The following is a 26,187-nucleotide window of genomic DNA, read 5'->3' on the forward strand; positions in this document are numbered from 1 at the left end:
TTGGTACGCCTGCCGGCGCCCGAAACCCTTCGACTTTGCTGCCTTTCGAGCCAGCGGCGACGAACTACCGCTCTTGTCACGAACGGTCATTCGCCAAGTCAATCGGATGTCAAGATGGCTTGCCACAGCAACGGTCCGGGATTGAAGTCGGCGCCCGAGGCGCCGACCGGAGCCGATTGAGACGCTCGCTGCCTCTGGCGCTTCAAACTGTCGGGACAGTGCCGCCGTGCTGCACCGCATCTACCGATTAGGGACAGAATTTTCGATTGTAATGATCAGGCCTTCGCTGATCCAACGACCAAGCCATTGCCCGGCTCGCTCGATGCCCTCTTGCTGGCCAAGAGCCCTTGCAGTTTCGATGCACAAGTTGCCAAAGGTCAGGCCTGCGCGCATCCGCATCAATGCCTGACCCTCGATCTGGTCGATCGTCCGGAGGCGCGGCTGCTGGTCCTGTCGCCATATCAATATCGCTTCAGGATGGTCGAGCGACCTCGCTGGTGGGGGCTTTTCCCCGGTCGCCAGTGCCGACCATATCTCGGCTGCGTTGGTCCCTGACGGTATGACTTGCAGCGTCGGACCGAAACGTAGAATTGCGTCGTCCCAGTCCACGTCGATCATGTCGGAGACCGTCAGTGCGGCTGCATCGGCACCTATGAACACGTCCTCAAGCGCAAGCTCCATCTTTGCCAGTTCGACGATTTCCCGATCGTCCGGGTAAAGCACGGCCAGGGTATCGGGAAAGTCCCGCGCATAGGCGTCGAGTGTCCAGCTGCTCGGCGAAACGCGATCGATATGGGTCGCGGCGGCAGCCAGGAACGCCTCGCCGCCGATCCAGGCCTGCGTCCTAGCGAAACTCGCCTCCAGGCAGGCGACGAGCGAAGCGCGATAGTTGTTCTGGTATATACGCAGACCCGGCGCCGCGGCGGCACCCAAGCGGTCGGCTCCTTCGGCGTCCTCCTGTGTGAGCCAGTTGCGCATGTCTCGCTGCATGGCGAGCAGGCTCATGCTGCCTCCGACATCGCGTCTACGGAGATCTGCCGGGCCGTATCAAGTTCGCCAAGAAGATCACCTAGCGGTGGGATGTCGTCGTCGCGCTCGATCATCGTGGCGACCGGCCCCAGCCGAGGTAGGACGTGGGCATAAAGATCCCAGACCGATGACGGTACGCGCCGGTCATGCGTGTCGATCAGCATGTCTTCTCCTTGACTATGTCCTGCGAGGTGGATTTGCCGCACCCGCTCATATGGCAGGCTGTCCAGATACGCGATGGGGTCAAAGCCATGGTTCGTCGCGCTGACGAACACATTGTTGACGTCGAGCAAGAGGCTGCAGCCGGTCCGCCGGCACATGGCATCCAGGAAATCCCATTCGGTCATGTCTGCAGGCGCAAAGTCGATATAGGTGGAAGGGTTCTCGATCAGTATCGCCCGGCCAAGCGCATCCTGCGCGTGGCCGATATTGGCGCAGACGATATCCAGCGCCTCGTTCGTATAGGGCAGCGGCAACAGATCGTGCGAACTGAACCCCTCGATCCGCGACCAGCTCAGATGATCGGAGACGAACAGCGGCTCGATCTCGTCAACCAGGGTCCGCAGCCGCGCCAGATAGGCGCCGTCCAGGCCGTCAGCCGATCCGATCGACATCGACACGCCGTGCAGCGCGACGGGGTAACGTGCGCGGATGTCGCGCAGAATCTGTCGCGGCCGCCCGCCGTCGACCATGAAATTTTCCGAGATGACCTCGAGGAAATCGACCGCGACACGATGTTCGAGGAACGCGGCATAATGCGGCTTGCGCAGGCCGAGGCCGAAACCGGCGAGTGACGGGGTCATCGGGTTGGCTCCTTAATGCGGGCATGCGGCCCGGCGCTATTGGAACGCCGGGCCGCTCACCTTCACTTCGCTTCGGTCAAGCTGCCGCCGGCCGCCGTGCAGGCCTTGCTGGTCATGGCCTTGAAACCCTGCCCCTTGCAGGCATTCTGGCCCTTGCACTCGTTCTTGGCGGTTTTGCAGTCGGACGTGCCCTTGCAGCTGTTGATCCCGTAGCAATGGATGGTCTTGGCGTCCGAAGCGCCTTCGGCGATGGCAGCGGACGGGGCTGCGGCCGCGACCATGGCAATGACGGCGGCGGAGCCGGCCATGCTGAGACCGGTGCTGAACGTGGTCATTATACAAATTCTCCTGAAAATATCCTGCCAGACTGGCTCTCATCATTCGGCCAGATACGCCGGTCGGTTACAGCAGGTCGAAAATTGATCATCCCTGCCGATGGGGCGCCCCGGGAGCGGAGGACATCACCAGCGCAGCAGGCGCGGTCCCAGCAATGCCCCCAGCGCCGTGGCGAGTAGGATGCCGAGCGAGTACCAGGTCAGCACGAAGATCGCCGACACCTCCGGGCAGTGGATGCAGTAGACGGTTGCTGCGAAGGCCCCAGCCGTCAGCCCGGCTGCCGCGCCTGCGGCGCGCAACCGGGTGGGCGCCAGCCGTCGGAATGACCAGAGCAGCCCGATAAAGATCGGGATCGCCAGCGACAGCACCAACCACGGGCACATCATCCAGCTATGCCCCAACCACATCGCCAGCCATTGCGCAGGCGGGGTCCGTGACAGCTCGAGCAGGCTGACGCCGGCGAGCATCATCACCGGAATAGCCGTCAGCCACACTCCTCGCAGACGCCCGGTATCGGGGCGCGCCAGTTGCATGGTCATCGCCAATGCCGCCAGCGCGAGCGAGAGGGTATAGCCCCACTTAATCCAGAAGGCAGCACGATGCATGGCGATGCCGAGATCAGGGCGATAGCCCAGCAAGGCGATGACCATGATCGCCGAGGCGACCGCACCGAGGCCGACGCCGACAAGGATCCTTCGCCCCATGGCGCCCTGCCGTATCGGTTGGCTATCCCGCGCGAGTTGCAGGATCAGGTCGTCGGTCTTCATCGACCGCCTCCCTGGACGCGCTCGATCAATGCCTTGAGACCACGATGTACGGAAACCTTCACGTCGGATTCACCGATGCCATCGGCGTGTGCGGCCTCTGCTATGCTCGCCCCTTCGATGCGGGTGGCGCGGATCATGCGCGCCTGTTTGGAGGGCAGATCGTCGAGAAGCCGGTCGATATCCACACGCGCGAGGGCGCCGCCCTCGAAATCATCGGCCACCAATATGTCTTCCAGTCCTTCAAGAGGGCAAAGCCGGGCCACCCGGCGAAAATGATCGATCATTTTGTAGCGCGCGATCGCGAACAGCCAGGCGCTGAAGGCACGGTCGCGATCATAGGTCGCGCGCCGTGTATGAACGGCAATCAGGGTTTCCTGCACTAGATCCTCGACATCGTCATCGGCGCCGCGCATGCGCCGCCTATAGAAACCCCGCAGGAGCGGCACGAGCAGGCGCAAAAGGGCCGCATGTGCCGCGGCATCGCCATCGAGCCCATCGATCATCAACCCGCGTATCACGCTCTCGTTCGTCCGCATTCCCACTCCTCGCACGGGACTTCGCCGCAACCAGATGAGAAGTTACAGGTCGTAGCGCTTTTTTTCTTCCCGGCCGATGTAACTCCTGCCGCAGATGGGCCGAACTGACTTTCGTGACACGGGCACCCGCCTCCTTCCCGGGCCGCGCGCAGAGGCGCCTCATCCCGAAGGGAATTATCCATGCGTTCCAACCATGCTGCATTTGCGGCCAGCATTGCCATCGCTGCCGCCACCGCAGCAATTACGACCGACGCCTCCGCGCAGGCCAAGCCGGCGATGGAAAAATGCTATGGCGTATCGCTGGCTGGCAAGAATGATTGTGCGGCTGGGCCGGGCACAAGTTGCGCCGGCACATCGAAGGTGAATTATCAGGGCAATGCCTGGAAGCTCGTCAAGGCGGGCACCTGCACATCCATCAAGACGCCCAAGGGCCAGGGCTCATTGTCGCCAAAGGCCTGAACCGGCTTGGCCAGGGCGCATACCTGGCCAAACCGTTGCCGGAGATTTGCCATGTTTTTGCCAGTTCCGCTGTATCGCGACCTCACTCGACGCGCCTCCCTGTTTTTGCCCGAGGCCCTGCTGCTGCTCGTTGCGCGCCTCGCCATCGCTGCCGTGTTCTTCATGTCGGGACGGACCAAGGTGGATGGCGTCATCCATATTACCGATGGCACCTATGCACTGTTTCAAAGCGAATATGCCCTGCCGTTCATTCCACCCGACCTCGCGGCGGTTGCCGCGACATGGGCCGAGCATATCTTCCCCCTTCTGCTGGTGGCCGGACTGTTCACCCGATTTTCGGCACTCGCCCTGCTCGGCATGACCCTGGTCATTCAAATCTTCGTCTAGGGTCGGCCTACTCTGAAGCGTTCTACCTGTGGCCATCATGGCCTTAGGAGACGTGTCATGGGATTGTCAGAATTTGATCCCGCCGCTCGCGAGCGAATATCTTGGAACGCCGGAGGCAAGGTGGGCGCGAAGCGCGCACTCAAACCTCGCCAGATCTGGGCCGTCCGCTTCTTTCTCGACCAACATGGACGCATTCGGGATCGGGCCCTCTTCGATCTCGCCATCGATAGCAAGCTGCGCGGCTGCGACCTGGTCAAGATCAGGATCAGCGACATCGTTTGTGATCGGAAAATTCGGACGCGAGCCACCGTGGTTCAGCAGAAGACCGGGAGGTCAGTTCAGTTTGAGCTGACGGATGATGCTCGCGCCAGCCTCCTCAAATGGCTCGAGTATCCGTCTTGGTCAAGGTCGTTTTGGCTGCCAATCACGCCCTTCACGCAGCAGCGTGTTTGCCAGAACGATGATGCGACGCATGACGGCGGTGATGGCGACCTTTTTCGCCTTTCCTGCATTTACGAGCTGCTGATATTTGTCGCGGAGATCGTGATTAAAGCGAATGGCGACCAACGCAGGCATGTAGATTGCCCGCCGGAGTGACGCCCGGCCACCAATAATCCGCTCTTTGCCCTGCCACTTGCCTGACTGTTGCGTCATGGGCGCAAGTCCAGCCAGAGCGGCAATCTTTTTGCTGTCGAGATGCCCAAGTTCCGGCATGTCGATCACCAAGATGGTCGCGGTTAATCTGCCGACCCCCGGAATGGTCATCAGACGCCTGATGCGCTCATCAAGGGTTCCACGCTGTTTGGCGATCTGGGCAACGACTTCATCCAAGGCTTTGATGTCGGTGTCGATGTCATTGATCCGGCGGCAGAGTTGGTCTTTCACCAAAGGGTTGGTTACTGTAGCAAGGCGTGTCTTTGCCGTGATCTGATCTTTGACCAAGGCACGCCGTGCTGTCAGCAACTCCCTGAGATCATGAACATCTTCACCTTCTATGCCTTGAGGGGTCAAATCCAGAACAATCCCCATGCGAGCCAGCATTTTGGCGTCAACGCTATCGGTTTTGGCCAGTCGGCCGATAGCCTGTGCAAATCGTCGCGCTTGTTTCGGATTGACCTTGATGAAGGGGTGCCCCGCCAAACTGAGATATCGCTCAAGCCCACGATGATAGGCACCGGTCGCCTCGAAAACGAACAGTACCCCATCATTCTCGCCCAGCCAGGCGCATAGCTGAGCGAAACCTTCAGCCGTATTAGGCAGGCTGAGCGCTACGTCATGGGAGTGCCAGAAAGCGTCCAGACGGTCTTTCGACACATCGATTCCGATGGTATCCTTTGCCATCTTTTCTATCCACCTTTGCTTGTCGTTCGGGCCCGGAGCCCACGTATCCGTTCAGGTCGTAAGAAAAGACAGGGGCTCGCCAAACTCGACCGCGGTCCTGCAAGACCAAGCTCCGCACGGCGCCGCCCCCGCCACTACCCGGCACCGCAGCTGCGGTGCCGGGTAGTGGCTCCCTTTTGCCTCAGGAGCCAGGGATTCTCATAAGACAAGCTCCGGGGTGGATCCCTGGAGGATTACGCCTTCCCCAGCCGCACCGACCACGCCGCCCACATCAGCACGCGGCAATATGCCCGCCTTGTTGACGAATGGGTCACGGGAATCGGCTTGCCGAGCAAGGATTATGGTGCCCATTCCTTGCGGCGAACCAAGGTGTCAATCATATACAAAGCCACGGGCAATCTCCGCGCAGTCCAGATCCTGCTGGGGCATACGAAGATTGAAAGCACGGTAAGATGCCTCGGGGTGGATGTGGAGGACGCACTGACATTGGCAGAGGGCACGGAAATCTAAGGTTATCTGGCTCCTCGCCGTAGCGGGGAGCCCGAACCTGTTTCGCGACTGCTACGCGCCCTTTTACGACATCGCCGGGCAAATTTGGCCTGCTTGAAACCGGTCGTTCATACATGTCGATCGGGGCCTGTTCAGCGACAAACCTTTCGGCCGGTTTCCAAAGATAGAATTCGAGGCGGCTTTTTTGGACCGAATGGCGAACGCAGGCTGTCACCCAAAACGTAGTCCTGACGAGGGCCGCGTCATCCATCACCGAGATAGGCCGCTGCCAGCGCCGGATTAGCCGCAATATCGATGGCCGACCCTTCCGCAACGACATGGCCTTCACGCAGGACATAGGCTCGGCTTGCCACGGCCAGCGCCAGATCGGCCAATTGGTCGACGATAAGTAAGCTGATACCGTTCGCGCACAGCTGCCGAAGTTGCTGAAAAAGCTCTTCCGCTATCTGTGGTGCCAGGCCGAGCGACGGTTCGTCGAGCAGCAATATCTTGGGTTCTGCCATCAACGCGCGGGCAACCGCCAACATCTGCTGCTCACCGCCCGACAGCAGGCCCGCCCTCTGGTCGATGCGCTCGCGCAGGCGTGGGAACCGCTCCAGCATGGACTCTAGCCGTTCGGATGATCCGGCCCGCCTGATAAAGCCCCCCAAGCGAATGTTGTCGCGCACCGAAAGTTCGGGAAAAACCTGCCGCCCCTCCGGCACCAGCGCCAGGCCATGACGCACACGCCCCGCCGCTGACAGGTTGTCGATCGCGGTATCGTTGAGGCGTATGGTGCCCTGCGTTGGTGGCAACAGGCCCGCAAGAACGCGCATCAGCGTTGATTTCCCAGCACCATTGGCGCCGAGCAAGGCGACCGCTTCCCCCCGGCGCACGCTGATGTCGATTCCCGACAGCACGGATGCGGCGCCATAACCCGCGTGCAAGGCATAGGCATTAAGGTGGTCGGCGCCCCGTGCAGGCACGGCGGGGGCATCGTTGCGGATGGTGCCCCCGCCCAGATACGCTTCCCGCACCACGGGGTCGGCCTGAACCTGCGCCGGGGTTCCTGCCGCAATGAGGGTGCCGGTGCGCAGGACGACGACCGCGTCCGACGCGGTCATGACCAGCGCCATGTCATGCTCGACAAGGCATATGCCGATGCCAGCGCCGGCGATGGACCTTAGCAGCGATCCCAACTGCCGCTTTTCCGCCTGTGAAAGACCCGCCGCAGGCTCGTCCAGCAGGATGACGTCGGGATCGGTGGCCAGCGCACGGGCAATCTCGACCAGCCTGCGATCGACATGGGCAAGGCCACCTGCCAACGCGTCGGTCGACCCCAGATAGCCGCAGGCGCGGAGCAGGCCGCGCGCCCGGGCGGCATCCAGCGCAAGGGCCTTTCCGCCCGCCGCCAGCAACGGCCCCAACCGTCCGCGCCGCATGGCCAGTATGACATTGTTCTCGATGCTCAGACTCTCGAACAGTGCGGAGCGCTGGTAGGTACGCGCAACACCGGTGCGTGCAGAGAAGAATGGCTTTCCGGGGGCCAGGCGATCGGCGCCCAATCGGCACTCGCCCGTATCAGGGCGGTAGAAACCGCTCAGCATGTTGATCACGGTCGACTTGCCCGCGCCATTCGGGCCGATGAGAGCCGTGACCTGGCCGGGTGCTATCGTCAGGTCGACGCTGTTCACCGCACGGATGCCACCAAAAGCGATGGTGAGGCCTGTCGCCCCCAGCGGCCTGCGCGCTCGCGCAAACAGAAGATCGGCGATGGTGCGCCCGTCTTCGCTGTCGGGCTTTGATGCCTTGGCGCGAGGGAGGAAGGCGGCGATGCCGCCCGGTGCGAGCCAAAGGACGATCAGGACCAGGACGCCATAGGCAAGCAGTCGATAGGCTTCGAATGCCGACAACAGCTCAGGTAGCAGGCCCACGACGATTGCGCCGATGATCGGGCCGCTGCGGGCACCAGAGCCGCCGATCACCACGACGAGCACGAACAGGATCGACAGGCTGAGGTTGAAACTCTGCGGCGTCACGAACGCCGCCATCGGCGCGAACAGCCCACCGGCAAGCCCCGCGCAAAAGGCGGACAAGACGAACGCCACGATCCGTACATGGATGGGGTCGATGCCGATGGAGGCCGAGGCAGCTTCCGAATCGCGCACCGCACGCAGGGCAGCACCCCAGTTGCCGCGCGACAGGCGAAGGAAACAGACGAAAAGGATAGCGGCCGTTACCAGCGCCAGGATCACCGTGCCCCTGTCCCCCAGCGCAAGGCCTGCCAGCGAGATTGTCGGGATATCCAAGATGCCATTTTGGCCGCCGGTCAGCCCTTCGAACTCGACCAGCGACTGTTCGATGACCAGCCCAAAAGCGATCGTCACCATCGCCAGATATGGTCCCTTCACGCGCAGCGCTGGCAGCGCCAGCACCGCGCCCAGCGCTGCGCTGATCAGCGCGCCGAGCGGCCAGGCGATCCAGAAGCTCAGCCATCCCCGCGACGTGGGGATCGCAACGGCATAGGCGCCCAGTGCGTAAAATCCGGCATGGCCAAAGGAAATCTGACCGCTCAGGCCAATCAGGATATTCAGGCCGATGCCCACGATCGTCAGCAGAGCGATCTGGCCAAGCACGAAGATATAATAGCCGTTAAGGACGCAGGCAGCGGCGATCACGGCGACCAGCAGGGCGAGGCCACCGCCAAGGCGAAGCGCGGCGGTCATGCCTTGCGAACCAGCGCGCGACCGAGCAGACCCTGCGGCCGGATCGCTAGCGCGGCGATGACCAACGCAAAGGTCACAATCTGGGTAAAGCCCGATCCCAGCGACAGGGTGACGGCCGCTTCCGCCATGCCGAAGAGCAGGCCCGCCGCAACGATGCCCCATGCGTTACCAAGGCCACCCAGAATCGCGACAGCGAACGCCTTGAGGCCCAGTACGACGCCCATATCAGTCTGAACGTTGGCGAGCGGCGCAATCAGGATGCCGCCTATGCCGGCGAGAAGCGAGGACAGCATGAAGGCGATGGCGATCATGATCGGAACCGGGATGCCGACCAGACTGGCGGCATCGCGATTCTGGGCGACCGCCTGCATCGCGATGCCCGCCAGCGTCTTGCGACGGACAAGGTCGAGAGCGCAGGCAAGCACAAGCACCACCACAGGCATCAACAGATGCAGCGGATAGATGCCAAGGTCCATGCCCGCCACGGACACGGAGCCGGTGGCAAGCGGGGAGGGCAGGGAGCGAGGCTCCGCGCCGAAGACCAGCATCATCCCATTGTCGCACACCAGGCCCAGCGCAACCGTGGCCATCAACCAGGCGTCAGACCTGCGCGCCAGGAATGGGCGCACCGCCAGTTGCTCGACCAGCAGGCCGTAAAAGGCGCACAGCATCAGCGCCAAAATGATGGCGAGCGGCATGGGCAGCCCCGCCTGCCAGAGCATGAATGTCGCGACCGCGCCCATCATGGCGCTGCTGCCCTGCGCGAAATTCACCGCGCCACAGACGGACCAACTGATATGGAACCCCAAGGCGACTAGGCCATAGACGCTGCCCAGCGCCAGGCCGCTCAACAGGACGGAAAGGCTGTCCATTGCCGGTCAGGCCACCGGGCGCGAGGGGATGGGCTTGATACGGTCGCCATCAAACTCTGCCCAGATATAGTCGGCATCGGTCAATGCGTCATGATGGCCATCGGCGAAGGGCCGGTCGTAGCTTTTGATGAGACCATCATAGCGCCCGATCTTCGCAAAGCCGTCACGCACCGCCTTGCCGTCGAGCAAATTGGCGGCCTTGATCGCCAGTGCGCCAAGCTGCATCGCGTCGTAAGCGTTGGCGACACCGACGGCGGGCGTGACATCGCCCGGCCCCTTGATGTCCGGATATTTTGCCTGAAGTGCCTTCATCACCTTGTCCCGCACCGGGGTCGATGGACCAAAGAAGCTGTAGGTCTGGACGAATTTCACCCGCGATGCACTGCGACCCGCCAACTCGCCGAAACGGCCGCCAGCCGGACCCCAATGGGACACCACCGGCACGTCCCAACCCATCTGATCGAGAGCCTTCACCACTTGGGCCGACGGGCCGACGGTAGCGACCAGCATCAGGACATCGGCGTCCGCCGCGCGCAGGCGGCCAAGCTGCGGGCCAAGATCGACATCGGATGCCTCGAACTTTTCCGATCCCGCGACGGGCAGGCCTGCGGCGCCGAGCGCGGTCTTCAATCCCTTTTCATTGGACTGCCCCCAAGGGTTGTTGAGCAGGATAAGACCGGGACGTTTGGCCGCATAATTGGCGGTGGCGAACGTCACCATTGCCTTGTCCACCTGTTCGTCCACGGCAGAGACCCGAAAGACGTAGTTGGGATTGGTGCCATTGTGGGTGATCGCCGTGCCCGCCGCCCACGGAATGATGAAGGGTACACCCGCCTCGGTCGCCACCGGCACGATCGCGCGGGCGACTGGCGTGTCGAGGCCGCCGAACAGCAGCACGACGCCCTCCTTGTGGATCAGCTCCCGTGCGGCGATCACGCCCTTGGCCGGATTGCTTTCATCATCGCGACGGATGAGTTCCAATTTCTTGCCGAGCAGGCCGCCGCTGGCGTTGATCTCGTCAATGGCGATAGTCAGGCCGCGCGTAATCGCTTCGCCCGACCGCGCCGACTGGGCGGAAAGGGCTGTGATCAGACCCACCTTGATCGTGTCGCCACTTCCGCAGGCGCCAAGGCCCAAGGTCATACCGGCGGTCGCGAGGATCATGCCGGTCAGCATTGCACGGCGGTTGGGGTGAATCACGGCGAAGCCCTTCTGTCCTTGTCGTCTTCCTTTGCTTAGCAAGGCGTCGAAACATATCAACTAAAAATCGTTGACGATTTGAATGATATTTTGTCCATCATTTTATCTTGCAAACTTGCAATATTCTGGTGCAAGGCTGTTATCGGATACCCGTCAATTCTATAAGGCGTGGATCCGGCGGAGACGCAGGATGCCGGGAACGCCGAGGCCATTCGGTTTGGGTGACGGGCAAGCAGGCAGTGGAACAGATGACCAAGACCAAATCACCCAAGCCCAGGCAGAGTGCAGACCCGGCGGCGCCGGAAGCTGGCACCAGCGGCCTGATTGCAAGCGCACCTGAAAAGGGTACGGATATAGAACAGCATATCTATCAGACGGTGTTCGACAGCGTGCTGAACCAGCGGCTGACGCCAGGCACGAAGCTGCCTGAACCCGCGCTGTGCGACCTGTTCGGCGTAAGCCGCGCGGTGGTGCGCAAGGTGCTGCAACGGCTGGAGCATGACCGGATCGTCGAATTGCGGCCCAATAGAGGCGCGGTGATCGCCGCTCCGACGCCGGAAGAAACCCGGCAGATTTTCGAAGCGCGGCGCGCGTTGGAGGTGTCGATCGTCGAACTGGCTGCCAAGCGCCATAACAAGGCCGACATCGCCGCGCTCAACCATCTGCTCGACCATGAGCATGAGGTGACACAAAGTCCCTATCAGCCGACATGGGCGGCCTGCGCGCGCGAATTTCACCTGAAAATCGCGGCGCTGGCGGGCAATCCGATCCTGATCAATTATCTGACAGAACTGATGTCGCGCTGCTCGCTGATCGTCGCGCTCTACGAGCCGGTGGGCAATGCGGCGTGCGAACATGCCGAGCATCGGAAGATCGTTGAATATATCGCCAAGGGCGATGTCGCGTCGGCTCGGGCCGAAATGGGGCGGCATCTGCGCAGCCTGGAGGATCGGATCTGCCTCAACCATGGGACGTCGGCCCAGACGCTCGCCCAGATGCTCAATCTGGGATGAGCGACGCGGCCACCAATGCCGGCGTCGCTGCACAGACGCATGTCGATTTCGCAGCGATCACGGCGTATCAGCGCTATAAATTGATGGCGAGCCTGATAGTGCCCCGGCCCATCGCGCTGGTGACGACGGTGAACGCCGCGGGCGTGGTCAATGCTGCACCCTTCAGCATGTTCGCGATGATGGGTGAGGATCCGCCGCTGGTGATGATCAGCATCAACCGGTTGACCGACGGAACGCTCAAGGACACGGCCGCCAACATCCTGCGATCGGGCGAATTTGTGGTCCATATGACCGATGAGCCGATCACGCGGCAAATGCACGACTGTGGCACGGCCTTACCCTCCGACCAGAGCGAACTTGACCTTGTCGGTTTTGCCGCCGAGCCATCGCTGGCCATCACCCCGCCGCGCATTGCGCAGGCGCCGGTGGCCTTCGAATGCGCGCTATGGGAGAAGGTAGAGACGGACAGTCGTTACATCTTCTTCGGCCGTATTCTGCATATGCATGCCCGCAACGGGCTGATTGACACGCAGGCGTGGCGCGTGAACCTTCAGGACTATTTCCCGGTGGGGCGTTTCGGCGCCAGTTTCTACATGAAGACCCGCGATCGATTCGCTCTGGAAAGCGGCGATGATGCCCGCGTTACCGAGATCGATCGAATCTAGCGCAAAAGCGCCCATGAATCGTCAACGATTCATTCTTAAAAAACCAAACAATCAATGAGTCCAGCGGTGCAGCGATGGTAATCCTGCGCCAGCGCGCTGCCGCGTCCAGCTAATGTGGATGCAAAAACAACGTTATCGACTTTTTATAATATCGTTGACGATTTTACCTTGGATGATCGACGCTTTTTCCCTTATGACTGATTCGGCAAGGCAGGGCCGCAAGGGAGCGGCAGGGCGGTACGGGGCAATGCCCGGCCAGAGGATGCTGCTGCACAACATCTGAAGGGGTGAAGATGATACGCATCGCTAAACTCGCGTCCGGCGTCGCCTTTGGCGCAATCAGCCTGGGTATGGTCGCCGCGCCGTCCATGGTGCAGGCGCAGGTCATCACCGGCGCGATCAACGGGCGGATCACCGGCCCGGACGGCGCGGCCGTCGGCAATGCGCCTATCACGATCGTCCATGTGCCGTCGGGCACCACAACCAGCGCCGTGACCAGCACGGACGGCGTATTTGCCGCGCGCAACCTGCGCCCCGGCGGTCCTTACACCGTGACGGCGACCTCGCCCGATCTGGGCACGCGGTCGATCGAAGTGCCTTCGATCAACACCGGCGACGCCTATCAGGTCAATTTCACGCTGGGCGAGGATCAGGCGATCGTCGTCACCGCAGCCACTGTCGGCGGCACCGACCTGAAGACCGGACCCAGTTCCAACTTCTCCGCCGCGCAGATCATGGCTGCGCCGTCGATCAGCCGCGACTTGAAGGATCTGGCGCGGATGAACCCGTTCGTCACGATCGATCCCACCAACAATGACGCGCTGGTATGCGGCGGGGCCAACAACCGTACCAATTCGCTGACGATCGACGGCGTGCGCCAGAATGACGATTTCGGCTTACAGGCCAACGGCTATCCGACCCAGCGCTCGCCCATTTCACTCGATGTCGTAGAAACGCTGGGTGTCGAACTGGCACCCTATGACGTCAATTACGGCCAGTTTGGCGGCTGTACGCTCAACGCCACCACCAAGTCGGGCGGCAATCAGTTCCACGCCGTCGCCTTTTACGAATTTACCGGCGACAAGCTGCAGGGTAACGGTTTTCGCTATACCGACTTCCAGGATGGATCGCGCCAGTCGCGCCAGCTTGGCGGTAAATTCTCCGAAAAGACTTTTGGTGTCACGCTGACTGGTCCGATCATCAAGGACACCCTGTTCTTCACGCTCAACTACGAAAAGTTCAAGCGCAGCGAACCCTCACTGGTTGGCCCGACGGGTTCGGATTTCGCCAACCAAGTGCCCGGCGTCAGCGTTGCGCAGGCCAATGAAGTGCGGCAGATCATCACGGACGTCTATGGCTTCGACCCGCTAGGTTATGAGGCCACCAAGCTGCCCAGCAATGACGAAAAGATTTTCGCCAAGGTCGACTGGAACGTGACCGATGGCCACCGTGCAGTCTTTTCCTACCAACAGACCAAGGGATCCACGATCCAGTCGAGCGGCAACACGTTGACCGGCACCAGCACATCGCTGGGCCTGTTGTCCAAGTGGATCGAACGACAGAATAACCTGTGGGTCTATAAGGCGCAGATATTCTCGGACTGGAGTGACAATTTCAGCACCGAAATCAGCGCGTCCTACAAAAAAATGGACAATCCGGGTCGGCCGCTGGCAGGCAATGATTTCGCCCAGTTCCGTGTTTTCCTGAACGGCACGATGACGGGCCCCAGCATTTATGCAGGCACCGACGCCTCCTATCAGGCGAACGAACTGACCACCTACCTCCAGCAATATCGCGCCAAGGCGACCTACAATACCGGGGCGCATCGCATCACCGGCGGCTATGAGCGCGAGACGTTGAAGATCTGGGATTTGTTCGTTCAGAACGCCAATGGCGCCTACACTTTCAACTCAATCGCGGACCTGCGAGCCAAGTTGGCGTCATCGCTCAGCTACGCCAATTCACAGAGCAACGAGAAGTCGGAGGCCGGTTTCACCGCCCACACCACGACCAACACCCTGTATCTACAGGATGAGTGGGCGGTCCTGCCCGAACTGACGCTGAAGGCTGGCCTGCGCTACGATTTCTTCGAGCAGTCGGATCGTCCGGCTGAAAATCCGGTGGTGATGCAGCGCTACGGCATTTCCAACACCGAAAATCTCGACGGCAAGCATATCCTGCAACCGCGCATCGGCTTTAACTGGAAGCCCGATCCCAGCTTGACGGTTTATGGCGGTGTCGGCCTGTTTGGCGGTGGATCGCCAACCGTGTGGACTGCCAACACCTTCTATAACACCGGCATGATGCTGGGGAATGTAAACTGTACGCGCAATGCCGCAGAATCGTCTGCTTGCCTGGCCGCGCTTACCAATGTCGATGGCCTGAACGTCAACCCGGCGGTGCAGAATCTCAACACCATCAGCGCTCAGCGCGGACAGGGGCTGATCAATGTGCTCGACAAGGATTTCAAGCCGCAGTCCTCGTGGAAGATGTCGATCGGCGCGCAGAAGCATTTCGACCTGGGACGCTTTGGCGACGGGTGGATGGTCGCGGCGGAATATATCCATACAGAGGTGAAGGACGCAGTCGCCTGGATCGACCTCTATGCCCAGGCGAACCCTGGACCAGCCGCGCCCGACGGACGTCCGACTTTCCTGTCGACGCGCGAAAACCGCAACGATATCCTCGTCACCAACACGCATCAGGGCTATGCCAATCAGGTCGGGCTGGCGCTGAGCAAGCGCTGGACCCAGGGGCCGCTCGACGGATTGCAGGCGCAGGTGTCGCATACCTATATCAGTTCGAAGGACATGAATCCGGGCATCACCACGGTGGCCGCGTCCAACTATAGCGGCGTTGCGACGTCGGACCCGAACGACCCGGCGATTGCGCGGTCCAACTATGAATTCACCCATATGACAAAGCTGTCGGCCAGCTATGACCATGCCTTCTTCGGTGACTACAAGACGCGGCTTACGGTTTTTGCCCAGCGGCGTTCGGGCCAGCCTTTCAGCTACACCTATGATGTCGCCGCCAACGCGAACATCGCCGCCGATAGGCTGGTGGGCGAGAATGGCGCGCTCGCTTCCCGCAACCGTCAGCTGCTTTATGTGCCCAAGGCAGACAATGGCGTCGTCACCGCGACCAGCGATTCGATCGTGCGCTATGCCCCCGGCTTTGATCTTGCCGCGTTCAACGCTTTTCTCAAGCGTACGAAACTGTTGAAATATGCTGGCGACATTGCCCCTCGCAATGCTTTCAAGGCGCCGCCGATCACCACGATTGACCTGCGGATCAGTCAGGAAATTCCCGGCTTCTTTCCCGAAGGCGCAAAGGCGGAAGTCTATTTGGACATCGAAAATTTCGGTAACTTACTGAACAAGAAATGGGGCGTGATGCAACAGGTGCCCAACCCGTTCGTGTCCGCCAACGTCGCGGCCCGTAACTGCCAGATTGCGGGCAACTGCGCGACCGTGGGCGACTTCTACCAATATGACAGTTTTGCCGGGCGCGCCGCCACCAGCTTCAACACCCAATCTGTCTGGCAGATGAAGATCGGCGCACGCTTCAAATTCTGACCTATCCTCCTGTTTCCACTCCAATCTTCGGGATCGCATCCATGACGCACAGCATCGACCTCTCCCGCCGCAGTCTCCTTACCGCCACAGTGGCGGTCGGGGCACTGGGGGCCATGCCTGCGCTGGCCGAACAGGCAAAAGCGACACAGGCGAAGGCAACACTGGCGCCCGACTATGTGTTGAAGAATATCGTGCTGGAAACAGGCTATGCGCGGGAAGCGGGGGAGGTGATCGGCACCCTCACGCAAAAGGCGGCAATTGTCGTGCGCCAGGGCAAGATCGCCGCCGTCATCCCTGACGGTGGCGCGCTCCCTGTGGGCCTTGCCGTCAGGGATGGTGGCGGGATGCTGCTGCTTCCCTCTTTCCGCGACATGCACATTCATCTGGACAAGACCTTCTATGGCGGCCCCTGGGTTCCCCCGCGCAAGCGCAAGGGCGGGATCGCGGGGCAGATCAAGCTGGAAAACACGCTATTGCCAAAGATGCTGCCTACGCTGGAGGAGCGTGCGAGCAAGCTGGTTGAACTGTTACAGGGAAACGGCACCACCTTCGCGCGCAGTCAGTGCAATGTCGATCCGGTGATCGGCACCAAACATGTCGAACTGCTCAGGCATGCGCTTGAACAGCGGAACGCGACCTTCGGGCATGAAATCGTCGCCTTCCCGCAGCACGGGCTGGTCAGCGCCAACCTGATCCCCACGATGCGCGCGGCGATGGCGGCCGGCGCAACCCATGTCGGCGGGATCGACCCGACTGCGGTCGATGGCGGCATGGAAAAGTCGGTCGACGCGATGATGGATATCGCCATCACCATGAAGAAGGGCGTCGACATCCACTTACATGAACCGGGCGCGAGCGGAATCGCGGCGATCCGGCGGATCGCCGACACGGTGGAGCGCGAACCAAGCCTGAAGGGCAAAGTCACGCTGAGCCACAGCTTCTCGCTCATGTCGCTCTCCGAGCCGGAACTGGCAGAGCTGGCGACGCGTCTAGCCGCGCTCGATATCTCCGTGGCCTCCACCCTGCCGTTTGGCGGTCGCATCATGCCCATCCCCGGCCTGCTGGCAAAGGGGGTCAAGGTCTATACCGGGACAGACAGCGTCATGGATCATTGGTCCGTGTTTGGATCGGGCGATGTACTGGAAAAGGCCAAGCTGGCCTGCCAACTTTACGGCTGGAGTGACGAATATGGCATCTCGCAATCCCTCAAGATCGCGACGGGTGGCCCGACGTCGCTGAACGCGGCTGGCGAGCAGGTCTGGCCCAAGCCAGGCGATGCCGCTGATATGGTGCTGGTGCCGGCAAGTTGCTCGGCGGAAGCCGTCGCCCGACAGGCCCCACGCAAGGCGGTGTTCCATGGCGGCAACCTGGCCGCCGGAGCGCTGCCTGACGCGGTAGCCTGAGCATAGCGATCATGCCGCAATCGCAAGAGAATGTGCCGTCGCCAACGGTGACCGAGGCCATCGTTCGGTCGCTTGGCATACAAGCGGATCCGGCCGCATTGACGGCGCTGGCCGACAACTGGGCAGTATTAATGACGCACTGGGCCAATCTGACCGACCGGCCGGATCGGGAAGCCGCATGATCGCGCGCATGCTTCCCGGCGTCATTGCGATAGCCAAGGCCGTGCATGAAGGCCGCACTACGGCTGTCGAGCAGGCCCGGTCGGCGATCCTGCGTATCCGCGCGATGGACCCCGTCATCAACGCCGTGACCCGATTGCTGGAAGCGCGTGCGCTGTCGGAAGCCGCCGCCGTGGACGCGAAACGTGCGGCGGGGCTTGACCCTGGCCCGCTCGCGGGTGTGCCCTATGGCGTGAAGGATCTATTTGACGTGAGCGGACTGCCGACGACGGCGGGCGCCGCAATGCGTCGCAGTGCAGCGGTCGCTACCGCGGACGCAGAGGCGATTTGTCGACTGCGCGCGGCGGGGGCCGTGCTGGTCGCGACGCTCAACATGGATGAATTCGCCTATGGCTTTGCTACGATCAACGCCTGTTGGGGAACGACCACCAATCCGCATGATCCGACCAGGCTGGCGGGGGGGTCGTCAGGTGGATCGGCCGCTGCAGTTGCGGCGGGCATGCTGCCCTTCACGCTGGGTTCCGACACCAACGGGTCGATCCGTATCCCCGCCAGCCTGTGCGGCATCTGGGGATTGAAACCGACCCACGGCGGATTGCCGATGCAGGGGGTTTTCCCTTTCGTCAATAGTTTCGATGATATCGGGCCAATGACGCGATCAGTCGCTGATCTGGCAGCCGTCACCGCCGTGCTATCTCCAGAAGGATCAAGTCCTTCGAAGGGCACACCCAGAATAGCCCGCCTTGGCGGCTGGTTCGCCGATAATCTGCATCCCGACTTGGCCATCGCCCTTTCGACACTGGACGCTCAGCTCGGCGGACTGCCTATCGTGGAACTGCCCAATGTCGAGCAGGCGCGTTCGGCGGCATTCCTGATGACTGCGGCGGAAGGTGGGCATCGGCACCTGCCTGCCTTGCGAACCCGCGCGCTTGATTTCGATTCGGCAACCCGCGATCGCCTGATTGCCGGGGCTGCGCTGCCGGTAGCGGCCTATCGCGATGCGGACCTGTTTCGCAGTTTGTTCAAAAAGCAGGTGGCCGATCTCTTCACCCGCTACGATATTTTGATTGCGCCGACGACAGTCGGTCCGGCGCCCTTGATCGACGATCCGATGATCGAGATATCGGGCAAGCGTGTCCCGGCACGCGCCAATCTGGGCTTCTTCACCCAACCGCTGAATTTTGCAGGCTTGCCTGTGGTCGCAGCGCCCCTAGGCTTCAGCGCCGGGCTGCCGCTGGGCGTACAGCTTGTCGGCGCGCCGGGCAGTGAAGCGCGATTGTTCGATTTTGCCGCCAGCCTGGAAGCAAGGGGGCTGTTGGGCCTTGGCCATGATGGTGCAGTGTTGGTGAAGGCATGATGCATAACACGCCGAAATCCTACAGGGGTATGGTGACGTCCCCGCATCATCTGGCCAGTCAGACGGGGCGCGACGTGCTGCGCGATGGCGGCAATGCAGTGGAGGCGGCGGTGGCGGTCGCGGCATGCCTTGCCGTGGTCTACCCGCACATGACCGGCATGGGCGGCGATGGCTTCTGGTTGATTGCCGAGCCTTGCGGCACCGCCCATTCCATTCATGGCTGTGGTGGCGCCGCCGCGAGGGCGGACCTTTCGCTCTATGCCGGCTATGACGCCATACCGACACGCGGGCCGCTGGCGGCGAATACGGTCGCGGGGACGATTTCCGGCTGGGCAGCGGCACTGGAGACGGGGGATGGCAGGCTGCCGCTCGCTCGACTGTTGCGCGATGCAATCCACCATGCCGAAGAGGGCGTAGCGGTGACGGCGGGTGGCGCAGCGATTGCAGCGGCGAAGGGACCGGAGTTGCGCAGCCAGCCGGGCAGCTATGCGACGATCTTTGAGCCGGATGGGCGGCCGCTGGTAGAAGGACAAAGGTTGCGCCAGCCTGCACTCGCAAAGACACTGCGAATGCTGTCCGAAAATGGCCTTGCGGATTTCTATACTGGCGCTCTCGGCAGAATGATCGCGGACGACCTTGCCGCGCTCGGTAGCCCTGTGTCGCGAGAGGATCTGGCTGCCCATGTCGCCAGCCGCCCGGAGCCGTTGCGTGCGCGTATTTCTGGCATCGAGCTGTTCAACAGTGCACCGCCGACCCAGGGCTTCGCCTCGTTGATGATCCTTGCGCTGTTCGATCGGCTGCATGCCGAGGATGTGGACGGGTTCGATCATATCCACGGACTCGTGGAGGCGACCAAGCAGGCGTTCCTGCTTCGCGACACACATGTCGGGGACCCGGCCTATCATGATTTCGACTGGCAAGGCCTGCTGAACGACGGCGCCGCGCTCGATGCGCTGGCGGCGGGCATCGACGCGGCACGTGCGTCTGCTTGGCCGCGTTCGTCGGCGCAGGGCGATACCTGCTGGTTCGCTGCCGCCGATAGTGATGGCCGCGTGGTCAGCGCCATTCAGTCGACCTATTTCGAATTCGGGTCCGGTATTGTTCTGCCGCAGAGCGGGATCACCTGGCAAAATCGCGGGAGCTCGTTCACGATCGCCACCGACGGCTGGAATGCCCTCGCACCAGGCCGTAAGCCTTTCCACACGCTCAACCCCGCGCTGGCGCGTTTCGAGGACGGGCGTATCATGGCCTATGGCACGATGGGCGGCGAGGGGCAGCCGCAGACACAAGCAGCCCTCTTCACCCGCTACGCCCGTTTCGGTGTCGGGCTGCAAAAGGCAGTCAGTGCGCCGCGTTGGCTGCTGGGGCGTACATGGGGCATGCAAAGCACGACGCTGAAGCTGGAAGACGGCTTCGATCCCGGCCTCTATGATCGATTGGCATCAGCCGGTCACGATGTGGAGCGTGTCGGACCATTGACCGCCATGATGGGCCATGCCGGCGCAATCGTTCGCCATCCCGATGGCTTGCTGGAGGGTGCGACGGACCCGCGCAGCGATGGGCAGGTGGCTGCATGGTAAGGGGAGGCCTGCGGGCCGTGGCCCGGTGCGATGCGCTGGGCGTTGCGCCTTATAGCGGCATGGATGGCGGGCTGTACCGTGGTTATCTGACCCCGGCTTATTATGCCGCTCAACAGGCGGTCGCGGAATGGATGGTCGAGGCGGGGATGGCGGTGACACGCGATCCCGCCGTCAATCTCGTCGGTCGGTATGAGGGCACCGTCCCGGACGCGCCCACGTTGCTGATCGGCAGCCATCTCGATAGCGTGCGCGACGCGGGACGCTATGATGGGCCGCTCGGAATCATGCTTGGCATCGAGGCGGTGGACGCGCTTCATCGGAATGATGCGCGCCTTCCATTCGCAATCGAGGTCATCGCCTTTGGCGATGAGGAAGGATCGCGCTTTCCTGCTGCGATGCTCACCAGTCGCGCCGTCGCGGGAACGCTTGCCCCCGAAGCACTGGTAATCGCCGACAGGGACGGCGTGTCGCTGGCCCATGCGGGCGTGGACGTGGCGCGCTATCTGTCAGCGGCCCGCGCACCCGGCTCGGTGCGGGCTTACCTTGAGGCGCATATCGAGCAGGGACCGGTGCTGGAGGCGGAGGGGCTTGCTGTGGGCACCGTCACCGGCATCGCAGCGCAGTTGCGCTACATGGTCGCCGTGCGCGGGGCAGCGGGTCATGCCGGTACGACCAGCATGACCCTGCGCAGCGATGCGCTGGCGGGCGCCGCTGAGATGATATTATCTGTCGAGGATGTCGCACGTTTGGCGGCTTCCGATCTGGTAGCGACCGTCGGCCAGATCGCTGCCGCGCCGGGCGCGGCCAATGTCATTCCCGGATCGGTCGAATTCACCATAGATATACGGTCAGGCAATGCGGCGCGACGGGACGAGGCTGCCGAAGCGATATTGGATCGCATCGCTGGTATCGCCGATACGAGGGGGCTGGGCTTCGCCATCAAGCGCATCCACGACCTACCCGCCAGCCCCTGCGACCCGGCGCTCATGGACCTGATGGACGATGCGGTCGCGGCTGAAGGGCAGTCGGTGCGCCGCGTTGTCTCGGGTGCCGGGCATGACGCGATGGTGATGGCCGCTCTCTGCCCCACTGCCATGCTGTTCATCCGGTGCCGCAACGGCATCAGCCATAATCCTGCCGAGCATGTGGACGCCGCCGACGTTGAAATTGCCTTGCGCGTCATGCTGGGGTTTATCGATAGACTGGGAGCCGCGTGTGACGACTGACCTGCCATTCGACCTGTTCGGAGAGATTAACCCGCCTCAGCGGTTACTGATGGGGCCGGGTCCGATCAACGCCCATCCCCGCGTGTTGCGCGCCATGTCGGCCGACCTGCTGGGCCAGTTCGATCCCGAAATGACGGCCTATATGAATCAGGTCATGGCGCTCTATCGCCCGATTTTTGGAACGGCCAATCCCTGGACCTTCCTGGTCGACGGAACCGCGCGAGCAGGGATCGAAGCCGCACTGGTTTCGCTGGTTTCGCCCGGCGATCGCGTGTTGGTGGTAAATTTCGGGCGTTTCGGGTTGCTGCTGACGGAAATCCTGTTGCGTATTGGCGCGATGATTGCGACCGTTGACGCGCCCTGGGGCGAAGTCGTGTCGATGGACGCGATCACCGCTGCGATTGAGCGGACCAGCCCCTCACTCGTCGCCTGCGTTCATGGTGACACATCTACCACCATGACACAGCCGCTGGAAGGGATTGGCGCACTCTGTCGCGCGGCTGGTGCCTTGAGCTATGTCGACGCCACCGCGACAATTGGCGGCATGGAGATCGCCGCGGACCGCTGGGACGTCGATATCGTTACTGGCGGTCTGCAGAAATGTCTTGGTGGACCGTCCGGGTCGGCGCCGATCACGGTGTCGGCACTGGCCGCCGAACGGATATTCGCACGCCGCCATGTCGAACAGGGTATCCGTACCGCCCACATGGCCGACGGTGTCGGGCCGCGTATCGGCTCCAACTATTTCGATCTGGCCATGATCATGGACTATTGGTCGGACAAGCGCCTCAATCATCATACAGAAGCCACCACCATGCTCTATGCCGCACGCGAATGCGCGCGCACGGTTCTGGAAGAAGGGCTGGGGGCGCGCTACGCTCGCCATGCGGCCGCCGGACGTGCCATGGCGGCGGGGTTGCAGGCCATGGGCCTCTCTCTCTTCGGCGATGACCGTCACCGAATGACCAACGTTGCCGGCGTTTACATTCCAGACGGGGTTGACGGCGAGCGGGTCCGTACCGCCATGCGCGGGCAGTTTCAGATAGAGATCGGCACGGCCTTCGGCCCGTTGCAGGGGCGTATCTGGCGGATTGGCGCAATGGGATATAACGCCATGCTGCACAAGGTGCTGCTGACGCTCGGCGCATTGGAGGCGTGCCTCGCCGCAGAGGGATTTGCGTTGCCCGGCGGCGTTGCAATCAGGGCCGCGACGCAGGCGTGGGAAGGATGAGCCAAGCCCGCGATTTTGTCGGCTACGGCGCCAACCCGCCCGATCCCCGCTGGCCCGGCGGCGCACGCATTGCGGTGCAGTTTGTCATCAATTATGAAGAGGGTGCCGAGAACAACGTCCTTCATGGGGACAAGGGATCGGAGGCCTTCCTGTCGGAGATGGTCGGTGCGGCCAGCCATCCGGCTCGTGCGATGGCCATGGAAAGCCTCTATGAATATGGCAGTCGCGCAGGCTTCTGGCGGCTCCATCGGCTGTTTACTGAACGGCGCCTGCCTCTGACCGTTTTCGGTGTGGCAAAAGCCATGGAACTGAACCCGGATGCTGTCGACGCGATGCTGGCGGAGGACTGGGAGGTCGCCAGCCACGGCTTGCGCTGGATTGATTATCAATATGTGCCGGAGGATGTCGAGCGCGCCCATATTGCCCAGGCAATCGCGTTGCACACGGCGTTAACAGGCAGTCGACCGCTAGGCTGGTATCAGGGGCGCACGTCGCCCAATACCGCCCGCTTGATCGCGGAGGAGGGGGGCTTTGTCTATGATGCCGACAGCTATGCCGACGACTTGCCTTATTATGATCGGCGGCACAGCCATGCTCAGTTGATCCTCCCCTATACGCTCGACGCCAACGATATGAAGATGGTCGCCTATAATGGCTTTACCGAAGGCGAGCAGTTCTTCCGCTACCTGCGCGACACGTTCGATCAATTGCGCGAGGAAGGGGGCCGGATGATGTCGGTGGGTCTGCACGGCCGTATCGCCGGCCGGCCGGCCCGCGCCCGCGCGCTCGCCCGCTTTCTCGACCATGTGATCGCTTGTCCGGATGCCTGGGTCGCGCGCCGCATCGACATTGCCCGCCACTGGATGGAGGTCCACCCCACATGATCATAGACGACCCGATCTTGCTCACCGAAGTCACGGCCGCGTTCATGGAATATGAGCGCGCGCTGATGACGGACGACGTGCCCGCGATGGATGCGCTGTTCCACGATGCGCCGACCACCAACCGTTATGGCGTGGGCGAGGTGCTGTATGGGATCGAGGAGATACGCGCATTCCGCAAAGGGCGTGGCGGATCGCCGCAGCGCACGCTGGGGAGGGTCGCGATCACCGTCTATGGCGACAGCTTCGCCACAGCCGATGCAGAATTTTTCCGCGAAAACAGCGATCGGCGCGGTCGCCAGACCCAGACCTGGGCGAAATTCCCCGATGGCTGGAAGGTGGTTTCCGCGCATGTCAGTTTGGAAGGCAGCACCTCTTGAGCGGGTATCGCTGGACCTGTCTCACGGACGCATTGTCATGAAAAGACTGATTGCCCTTGTCGATCCCTATATTCTTGCGCTGCTGGCGACTGTCGGGCTTGCTTCAATCCTGCCCGCACGGGGCGTTGGAGCACAATGGTTTGAAGGAGCGGCCGACATAGGCATAGTCCTGCTGTTCTTACTGCATGGTGCAAAATTATCGCGGGAGGCGATCATCATAGGCGCGGCCAATTGGCGCCTGCATTTGACCGTTCTGATGACGACGTTCGTCCTTTTTCCAATGCTTGGCCTCGGCATCAGCGTGGTTCCAGGGCTTGTACCCCTCGTGGCGACAGGCATGTTGTTCCTGACGCTGTTGCCGTCGACCGTGCAGTCGTCGATTGCGTTCACGTCTATTGCCCGTGGCGATGTCGCGGCTGCAATTTGCAGCGCCTCCTTTTCCAACCTTTTGGGCATCGTGATCACGCCATCATTGGTTGCGTTACTGATGCAGGGGGGAGGCGCGTCGCTCTCGCTCCATTCCGTCGAAACGATCCTGCTGCAATTGCTTCTGCCGTTTCTTGCAGGGCATCTGCTCCGGCCCGTTATCGGCGCCGTTGTTGCTCGGCACAAGACGTCAATAACCTATGTTGACCGGGGTTCGATATTGCTCGTCGTTTACACAGCTTTCAGCGCCGCAGTTGTGGAAGGGTTGTGGCACCAGTTGTCAGTCGAGACTGTGCTGCTCGTCGCCAGCCTTTGTCTATTGCTCCTTGGTGTCATTCTGACATTCACCTATGTCATCGGCAAAATATGTGGATTTAGCAGGGAGGAGGCAATCGTCCTTTTATTCTGCGGGTCGAAGAAGAGCCTGGCCGCTGGGGTTCCTATAGCTGGCGTTCTCTTTCCAGCAACCCAGGTCGGGCAACTCATTTTGCCACTTATGTTATTTCACCTGTTGCAGCTGATCGCCTGCGCCCTGATCGCACGGCGATTGGGCAAATCTGCCAGCCCGGTCGTAAGTCCCGCGCCAAAGTTCAATGCTGCCTGATCCACCCGATGAAAATAGCAGAAAAAGCAGCAATGCTTATATTCTTGCTGCGGACATCGAAGGCGTTGATGTCATGCGAGCTCGGATTAGATAGCCCTTTTAACGGCATCGGACCATGCCAGTCGCCATGTCTAAGCGAAGAAAACGGCAGTTTTCTTTACTTTCAGCCGGAAAGCTGACTTTCAGCAAATTGGCCAGTTTTGGAGGCAACAGTTCGACTAGCTGACTCTCCGCAGCATGCCAATCATGAAAACGTCGACGGATTACTCCGCCAGATCGTCATTTTCTCATGCTTCAGGCACGGCTCAGTCGGTAAGGCCGGCCTGGCACGGAAATTCACCGGCCGCTGACCATGGGCACGCCACAGCGTCGATCCTGATATGAAATGGCGGGTGGAGAGGCATGGCCTCTCCACCCGTTTCACTTCCGGATCAGGCAGTCCGGCTCTTGACGAGCCTGTAGATCCACAAAAGAATCACGGCGCCCGCAGTCGCCAGCAGAATATTGACAATATTGCCGCCGCCAATGCCAATTTTGGTGCCGATGAAGCCCCCCAGCAAGCCGCCGGCGATCCCGATCAATATCGTGACGATAATGCCGCCGGGATCTTTTCCAGGCATGATCCACTTCGCAAGGGCGCCCGCGATCAGGCCAACGACAATCCAGCCGATAATTCCATAATCCATTCCTGTTCTCCTGCTTGCGAAGCCCATTAATC

The 26,187-nt window shown here is 61.6% G+C and carries 23 protein-coding genes and 3 pseudogenes; 16 read left to right on the forward strand and 10 right to left on the reverse strand.

The features are described 5' to 3' along the window. Positions 1 to 240: 240 nt before the first annotated feature. The 5 genes from WFR25_RS05640 to WFR25_RS05660 all read right to left on the reverse strand — a co-directional run bounded on the left by WFR25_RS05640 (position 241) and on the right by WFR25_RS05660 (position 3,471). Complete coding sequence (locus WFR25_RS05640; RefSeq protein WP_336969365.1) at positions 241 to 1,005, reverse strand: HvfC/BufC N-terminal domain-containing protein; 765 nt, start codon at positions 1,003 to 1,005, stop codon at positions 241 to 243. Then, positions 1,002 to 1,832 (reverse strand): MNIO family bufferin maturase, encoded by an 831-nt coding sequence (gene bufB, locus WFR25_RS05645; RefSeq protein WP_336969368.1) that lies wholly within the window; start codon positions 1,830 to 1,832, stop codon positions 1,002 to 1,004. Before bufB ends, WFR25_RS05640 begins: the two co-directional genes overlap by 4 nt. A gap of 62 nt (positions 1,833 to 1,894) precedes the next feature. Further along, on the reverse strand, positions 1,895 to 2,167 hold the full coding sequence (gene bufA2, locus WFR25_RS05650; protein WP_336969370.1) for a BufA2 family periplasmic bufferin-type metallophore: 273 nt from the start codon (positions 2,165 to 2,167) through the stop codon (positions 1,895 to 1,897). A 126-nt stretch (positions 2,168 to 2,293) separates the two neighbouring features. Then, on the reverse strand, positions 2,294 to 2,935 hold the full coding sequence (locus WFR25_RS05655) for a DUF1109 domain-containing protein (RefSeq protein WP_336969373.1): 642 nt from the start codon (positions 2,933 to 2,935) through the stop codon (positions 2,294 to 2,296). Further along, complete coding sequence (locus tag WFR25_RS05660) at positions 2,932 to 3,471, reverse strand: sigma-70 family RNA polymerase sigma factor (RefSeq protein ID WP_336969375.1); 540 nt, start codon at positions 3,469 to 3,471, stop codon at positions 2,932 to 2,934. The genes WFR25_RS05655 and WFR25_RS05660 overlap by 4 nt, the downstream gene beginning before the upstream one ends. A 180-nt stretch (positions 3,472 to 3,651) precedes the next feature. On the opposite strand from WFR25_RS05660, the gene WFR25_RS05665 reads away from it, so the two are divergent. The 3 genes and pseudogenes from WFR25_RS05665 to WFR25_RS05675 form a co-directional block, all read left to right on the forward strand. Then, positions 3,652 to 3,930, forward strand: a complete 279-nt coding sequence (locus WFR25_RS05665; RefSeq protein ID WP_336969378.1) for a BufA1 family periplasmic bufferin-type metallophore — start codon at positions 3,652 to 3,654, stop codon at positions 3,928 to 3,930. Positions 3,931 to 3,981: 51 nt separating this feature from the next. After that, positions 3,982 to 4,314: pseudogene (locus tag WFR25_RS05670) on the forward strand (DoxX family protein); the annotation flags it as partial. A 60-nt stretch (positions 4,315 to 4,374) separates the two neighbouring features. Then, positions 4,375 to 4,707, forward strand: a pseudogene (locus WFR25_RS05675) (site-specific integrase); the annotation flags it as partial. A gap of 12 nt (positions 4,708 to 4,719) precedes the next feature. On the opposite strand, the gene WFR25_RS05680 reads toward WFR25_RS05675, so the two are convergent. Next, the gene (locus tag WFR25_RS05680) at positions 4,720 to 5,658 is read right to left on the reverse strand and encodes an IS110 family RNA-guided transposase (RefSeq protein ID WP_336969380.1); all 939 of its coding nucleotides are present in this window, start codon (positions 5,656 to 5,658) and stop codon (positions 4,720 to 4,722) included. 213 nt (positions 5,659 to 5,871) lie between these two features. Here WFR25_RS05680 and WFR25_RS05685 point away from each other — a divergent pair. After that, positions 5,872 to 6,168: pseudogene (locus tag WFR25_RS05685) on the forward strand (tyrosine-type recombinase/integrase); the annotation flags it as partial. A 242-nt stretch (positions 6,169 to 6,410) separates the two neighbouring features. Here WFR25_RS05685 and WFR25_RS05690 read toward each other — a convergent pair. Genes WFR25_RS05690 through WFR25_RS05700 form a run of 3 tightly spaced genes read right to left on the reverse strand, consistent with a single transcriptional unit; the run spans position 6,411 to position 10,945 of the window. Beyond that, positions 6,411 to 8,873, reverse strand: coding sequence for an ATP-binding cassette domain-containing protein (locus WFR25_RS05690; protein ID WP_336969383.1), 2,463 nt, complete (start codon positions 8,871 to 8,873; stop codon positions 6,411 to 6,413). Beyond that, positions 8,870 to 9,745: a branched-chain amino acid ABC transporter permease gene (locus tag WFR25_RS05695; RefSeq protein ID WP_336969386.1), complete on the reverse strand. Its 876-nt coding sequence runs from the start codon at positions 9,743 to 9,745 to the stop codon at positions 8,870 to 8,872. Before WFR25_RS05695 ends, WFR25_RS05690 begins: the two co-directional genes overlap by 4 nt. Positions 9,746 to 9,751: 6 nt before the next feature. Beyond that, complete coding sequence (locus WFR25_RS05700) at positions 9,752 to 10,945, reverse strand: ABC transporter substrate-binding protein (protein ID WP_336969389.1); 1,194 nt, start codon at positions 10,943 to 10,945, stop codon at positions 9,752 to 9,754. A gap of 248 nt (positions 10,946 to 11,193) precedes the next feature. Between WFR25_RS05700 and WFR25_RS05705 the strand changes: the two genes are divergently transcribed. The 12 genes from WFR25_RS05705 (at position 11,194) to WFR25_RS05760 (ending at position 25,469) form a co-directional block, all read left to right on the forward strand. After that, a complete protein-coding gene (locus WFR25_RS05705) occupies positions 11,194 to 11,958 on the forward strand; it encodes a GntR family transcriptional regulator (RefSeq protein ID WP_336969392.1) in 765 nt (254 codons plus the stop codon). Continuing rightward, positions 11,955 to 12,623 carry a flavin reductase family protein gene (locus tag WFR25_RS05710; protein ID WP_336969395.1) on the forward strand — a complete coding sequence of 223 codons (669 nt, stop codon included), beginning with the start codon at positions 11,955 to 11,957 and terminating at the stop codon, positions 12,621 to 12,623. The genes WFR25_RS05705 and WFR25_RS05710 overlap by 4 nt, the downstream gene beginning before the upstream one ends. A gap of 293 nt (positions 12,624 to 12,916) precedes the next feature. Beyond that, positions 12,917 to 16,201, forward strand: a complete 3,285-nt coding sequence (locus WFR25_RS05715; RefSeq protein WP_336969398.1) for a TonB-dependent receptor — start codon at positions 12,917 to 12,919, stop codon at positions 16,199 to 16,201. Between the two features lie 41 nt (positions 16,202 to 16,242). Next, entirely contained in the window at positions 16,243 to 17,604 is a 1,362-nt protein-coding gene (locus WFR25_RS05720) for an amidohydrolase (protein WP_336969401.1), read from the forward strand. A gap of 11 nt (positions 17,605 to 17,615) precedes the next feature. Beyond that, positions 17,616 to 17,786, forward strand: a complete 171-nt coding sequence (locus WFR25_RS05725; RefSeq protein ID WP_336969403.1) for a hypothetical protein — start codon at positions 17,616 to 17,618, stop codon at positions 17,784 to 17,786. Beyond that, positions 17,783 to 19,141, forward strand: a complete 1,359-nt coding sequence (locus tag WFR25_RS05730; RefSeq protein WP_336969406.1) for an AtzE family amidohydrolase — start codon at positions 17,783 to 17,785, stop codon at positions 19,139 to 19,141. The genes WFR25_RS05725 and WFR25_RS05730 overlap by 4 nt, the downstream gene beginning before the upstream one ends. Further along, the gene (locus tag WFR25_RS05735) at positions 19,138 to 20,721 is read left to right on the forward strand and encodes a gamma-glutamyltransferase family protein (protein ID WP_336969408.1); all 1,584 of its coding nucleotides are present in this window, start codon (positions 19,138 to 19,140) and stop codon (positions 20,719 to 20,721) included. The genes WFR25_RS05730 and WFR25_RS05735 overlap by 4 nt, the downstream gene beginning before the upstream one ends. Beyond that, positions 20,715 to 21,947 carry an allantoate amidohydrolase gene (locus tag WFR25_RS05740; RefSeq protein WP_336969410.1) on the forward strand — a complete coding sequence of 411 codons (1,233 nt, stop codon included), beginning with the start codon at positions 20,715 to 20,717 and terminating at the stop codon, positions 21,945 to 21,947. The genes WFR25_RS05735 and WFR25_RS05740 overlap by 7 nt, the downstream gene beginning before the upstream one ends. Before the next feature lie 49 nt (positions 21,948 to 21,996). After that, positions 21,997 to 23,178: a pyridoxal-phosphate-dependent aminotransferase family protein gene (locus tag WFR25_RS05745; RefSeq protein ID WP_336974724.1), complete on the forward strand. Its 1,182-nt coding sequence runs from the start codon at positions 21,997 to 21,999 to the stop codon at positions 23,176 to 23,178. Next, entirely contained in the window at positions 23,175 to 24,062 is an 888-nt protein-coding gene (puuE, locus tag WFR25_RS05750) for an allantoinase PuuE (RefSeq protein WP_336969411.1), read from the forward strand. The genes WFR25_RS05745 and puuE overlap by 4 nt, the downstream gene beginning before the upstream one ends. Continuing rightward, the gene (gene hpxZ / locus WFR25_RS05755; RefSeq protein ID WP_336969414.1) at positions 24,059 to 24,439 is read left to right on the forward strand and encodes an oxalurate catabolism protein HpxZ; all 381 of its coding nucleotides are present in this window, start codon (positions 24,059 to 24,061) and stop codon (positions 24,437 to 24,439) included. The genes puuE and hpxZ overlap by 4 nt, the downstream gene beginning before the upstream one ends. A gap of 37 nt (positions 24,440 to 24,476) precedes the next feature. Continuing rightward, entirely contained in the window at positions 24,477 to 25,469 is a 993-nt protein-coding gene (locus WFR25_RS05760) for a bile acid:sodium symporter family protein (protein ID WP_336969418.1), read from the forward strand. A 431-nt stretch (positions 25,470 to 25,900) separates the two neighbouring features. Here the strand turns inward: WFR25_RS05760 and WFR25_RS05765 are convergent, their stop codons facing one another. Next, positions 25,901 to 26,182 (reverse strand): GlsB/YeaQ/YmgE family stress response membrane protein, encoded by a 282-nt coding sequence (locus WFR25_RS05765; RefSeq protein WP_419723146.1) that lies wholly within the window; start codon positions 26,180 to 26,182, stop codon positions 25,901 to 25,903. Between the last annotated feature and the right edge of the window lie 5 nt (positions 26,183 to 26,187).

The sequence above is a fragment of the Sphingobium aromaticiconvertens genome (assembly GCF_037154075.1).
In the GTDB taxonomy this organism is placed as follows: Bacteria; Pseudomonadota; Alphaproteobacteria; order Sphingomonadales; family Sphingomonadaceae; genus Sphingobium; species Sphingobium aromaticiconvertens.

Coding starts and splice junctions, on each gene's coding strand:
- WFR25_RS05640 (WP_336969365.1), bottom strand. CDS start 1,005: ATGAGCCTGCTCGCCATGCAGCGAGACATGCGCAACTGGCTCACACAG.
- bufB (WP_336969368.1), bottom strand. CDS start 1,832: ATGACCCCGTCACTCGCCGGTTTCGGCCTCGGCCTGCGCAAGCCGCAT.
- bufA2 (WP_336969370.1), bottom strand. CDS start 2,167: ATGACCACGTTCAGCACCGGTCTCAGCATGGCCGGCTCCGCCGCCGTC.
- WFR25_RS05655 (WP_336969373.1), bottom strand. CDS start 2,935: ATGAAGACCGACGACCTGATCCTGCAACTCGCGCGGGATAGCCAACCG.
- WFR25_RS05660 (WP_336969375.1), bottom strand. CDS start 3,471: ATGCGGACGAACGAGAGCGTGATACGCGGGTTGATGATCGATGGGCTC.
- WFR25_RS05665 (WP_336969378.1), top strand. CDS start 3,652: ATGCGTTCCAACCATGCTGCATTTGCGGCCAGCATTGCCATCGCTGCC.
- WFR25_RS05680 (WP_336969380.1), bottom strand. CDS start 5,658: ATGGCAAAGGATACCATCGGAATCGATGTGTCGAAAGACCGTCTGGAC.
- WFR25_RS05690 (WP_336969383.1), bottom strand. CDS start 8,873: ATGACCGCCGCGCTTCGCCTTGGCGGTGGCCTCGCCCTGCTGGTCGCC.
- WFR25_RS05695 (WP_336969386.1), bottom strand. CDS start 9,745: ATGGACAGCCTTTCCGTCCTGTTGAGCGGCCTGGCGCTGGGCAGCGTC.
- WFR25_RS05705 (WP_336969392.1), top strand. CDS start 11,194: ATGACCAAGACCAAATCACCCAAGCCCAGGCAGAGTGCAGACCCGGCG.
- WFR25_RS05710 (WP_336969395.1), top strand. CDS start 11,955: ATGAGCGACGCGGCCACCAATGCCGGCGTCGCTGCACAGACGCATGTC.
- WFR25_RS05715 (WP_336969398.1), top strand. CDS start 12,917: ATGATACGCATCGCTAAACTCGCGTCCGGCGTCGCCTTTGGCGCAATC.
- WFR25_RS05720 (WP_336969401.1), top strand. CDS start 16,243: ATGACGCACAGCATCGACCTCTCCCGCCGCAGTCTCCTTACCGCCACA.
- WFR25_RS05725 (WP_336969403.1), top strand. CDS start 17,616: ATGCCGCAATCGCAAGAGAATGTGCCGTCGCCAACGGTGACCGAGGCC.
- WFR25_RS05730 (WP_336969406.1), top strand. CDS start 17,783: ATGATCGCGCGCATGCTTCCCGGCGTCATTGCGATAGCCAAGGCCGTG.
- WFR25_RS05735 (WP_336969408.1), top strand. CDS start 19,138: ATGATGCATAACACGCCGAAATCCTACAGGGGTATGGTGACGTCCCCG.
- WFR25_RS05740 (WP_336969410.1), top strand. CDS start 20,715: ATGGTAAGGGGAGGCCTGCGGGCCGTGGCCCGGTGCGATGCGCTGGGC.
- WFR25_RS05745 (WP_336974724.1), top strand. CDS start 21,997: ATGGGGCCGGGTCCGATCAACGCCCATCCCCGCGTGTTGCGCGCCATG.
- puuE (WP_336969411.1), top strand. CDS start 23,175: ATGAGCCAAGCCCGCGATTTTGTCGGCTACGGCGCCAACCCGCCCGAT.
- hpxZ (WP_336969414.1), top strand. CDS start 24,059: ATGATCATAGACGACCCGATCTTGCTCACCGAAGTCACGGCCGCGTTC.
- WFR25_RS05760 (WP_336969418.1), top strand. CDS start 24,477: ATGAAAAGACTGATTGCCCTTGTCGATCCCTATATTCTTGCGCTGCTG.
- WFR25_RS05765 (WP_419723146.1), bottom strand. CDS start 26,182: ATGGGCTTCGCAAGCAGGAGAACAGGAATGGATTATGGAATTATCGGC.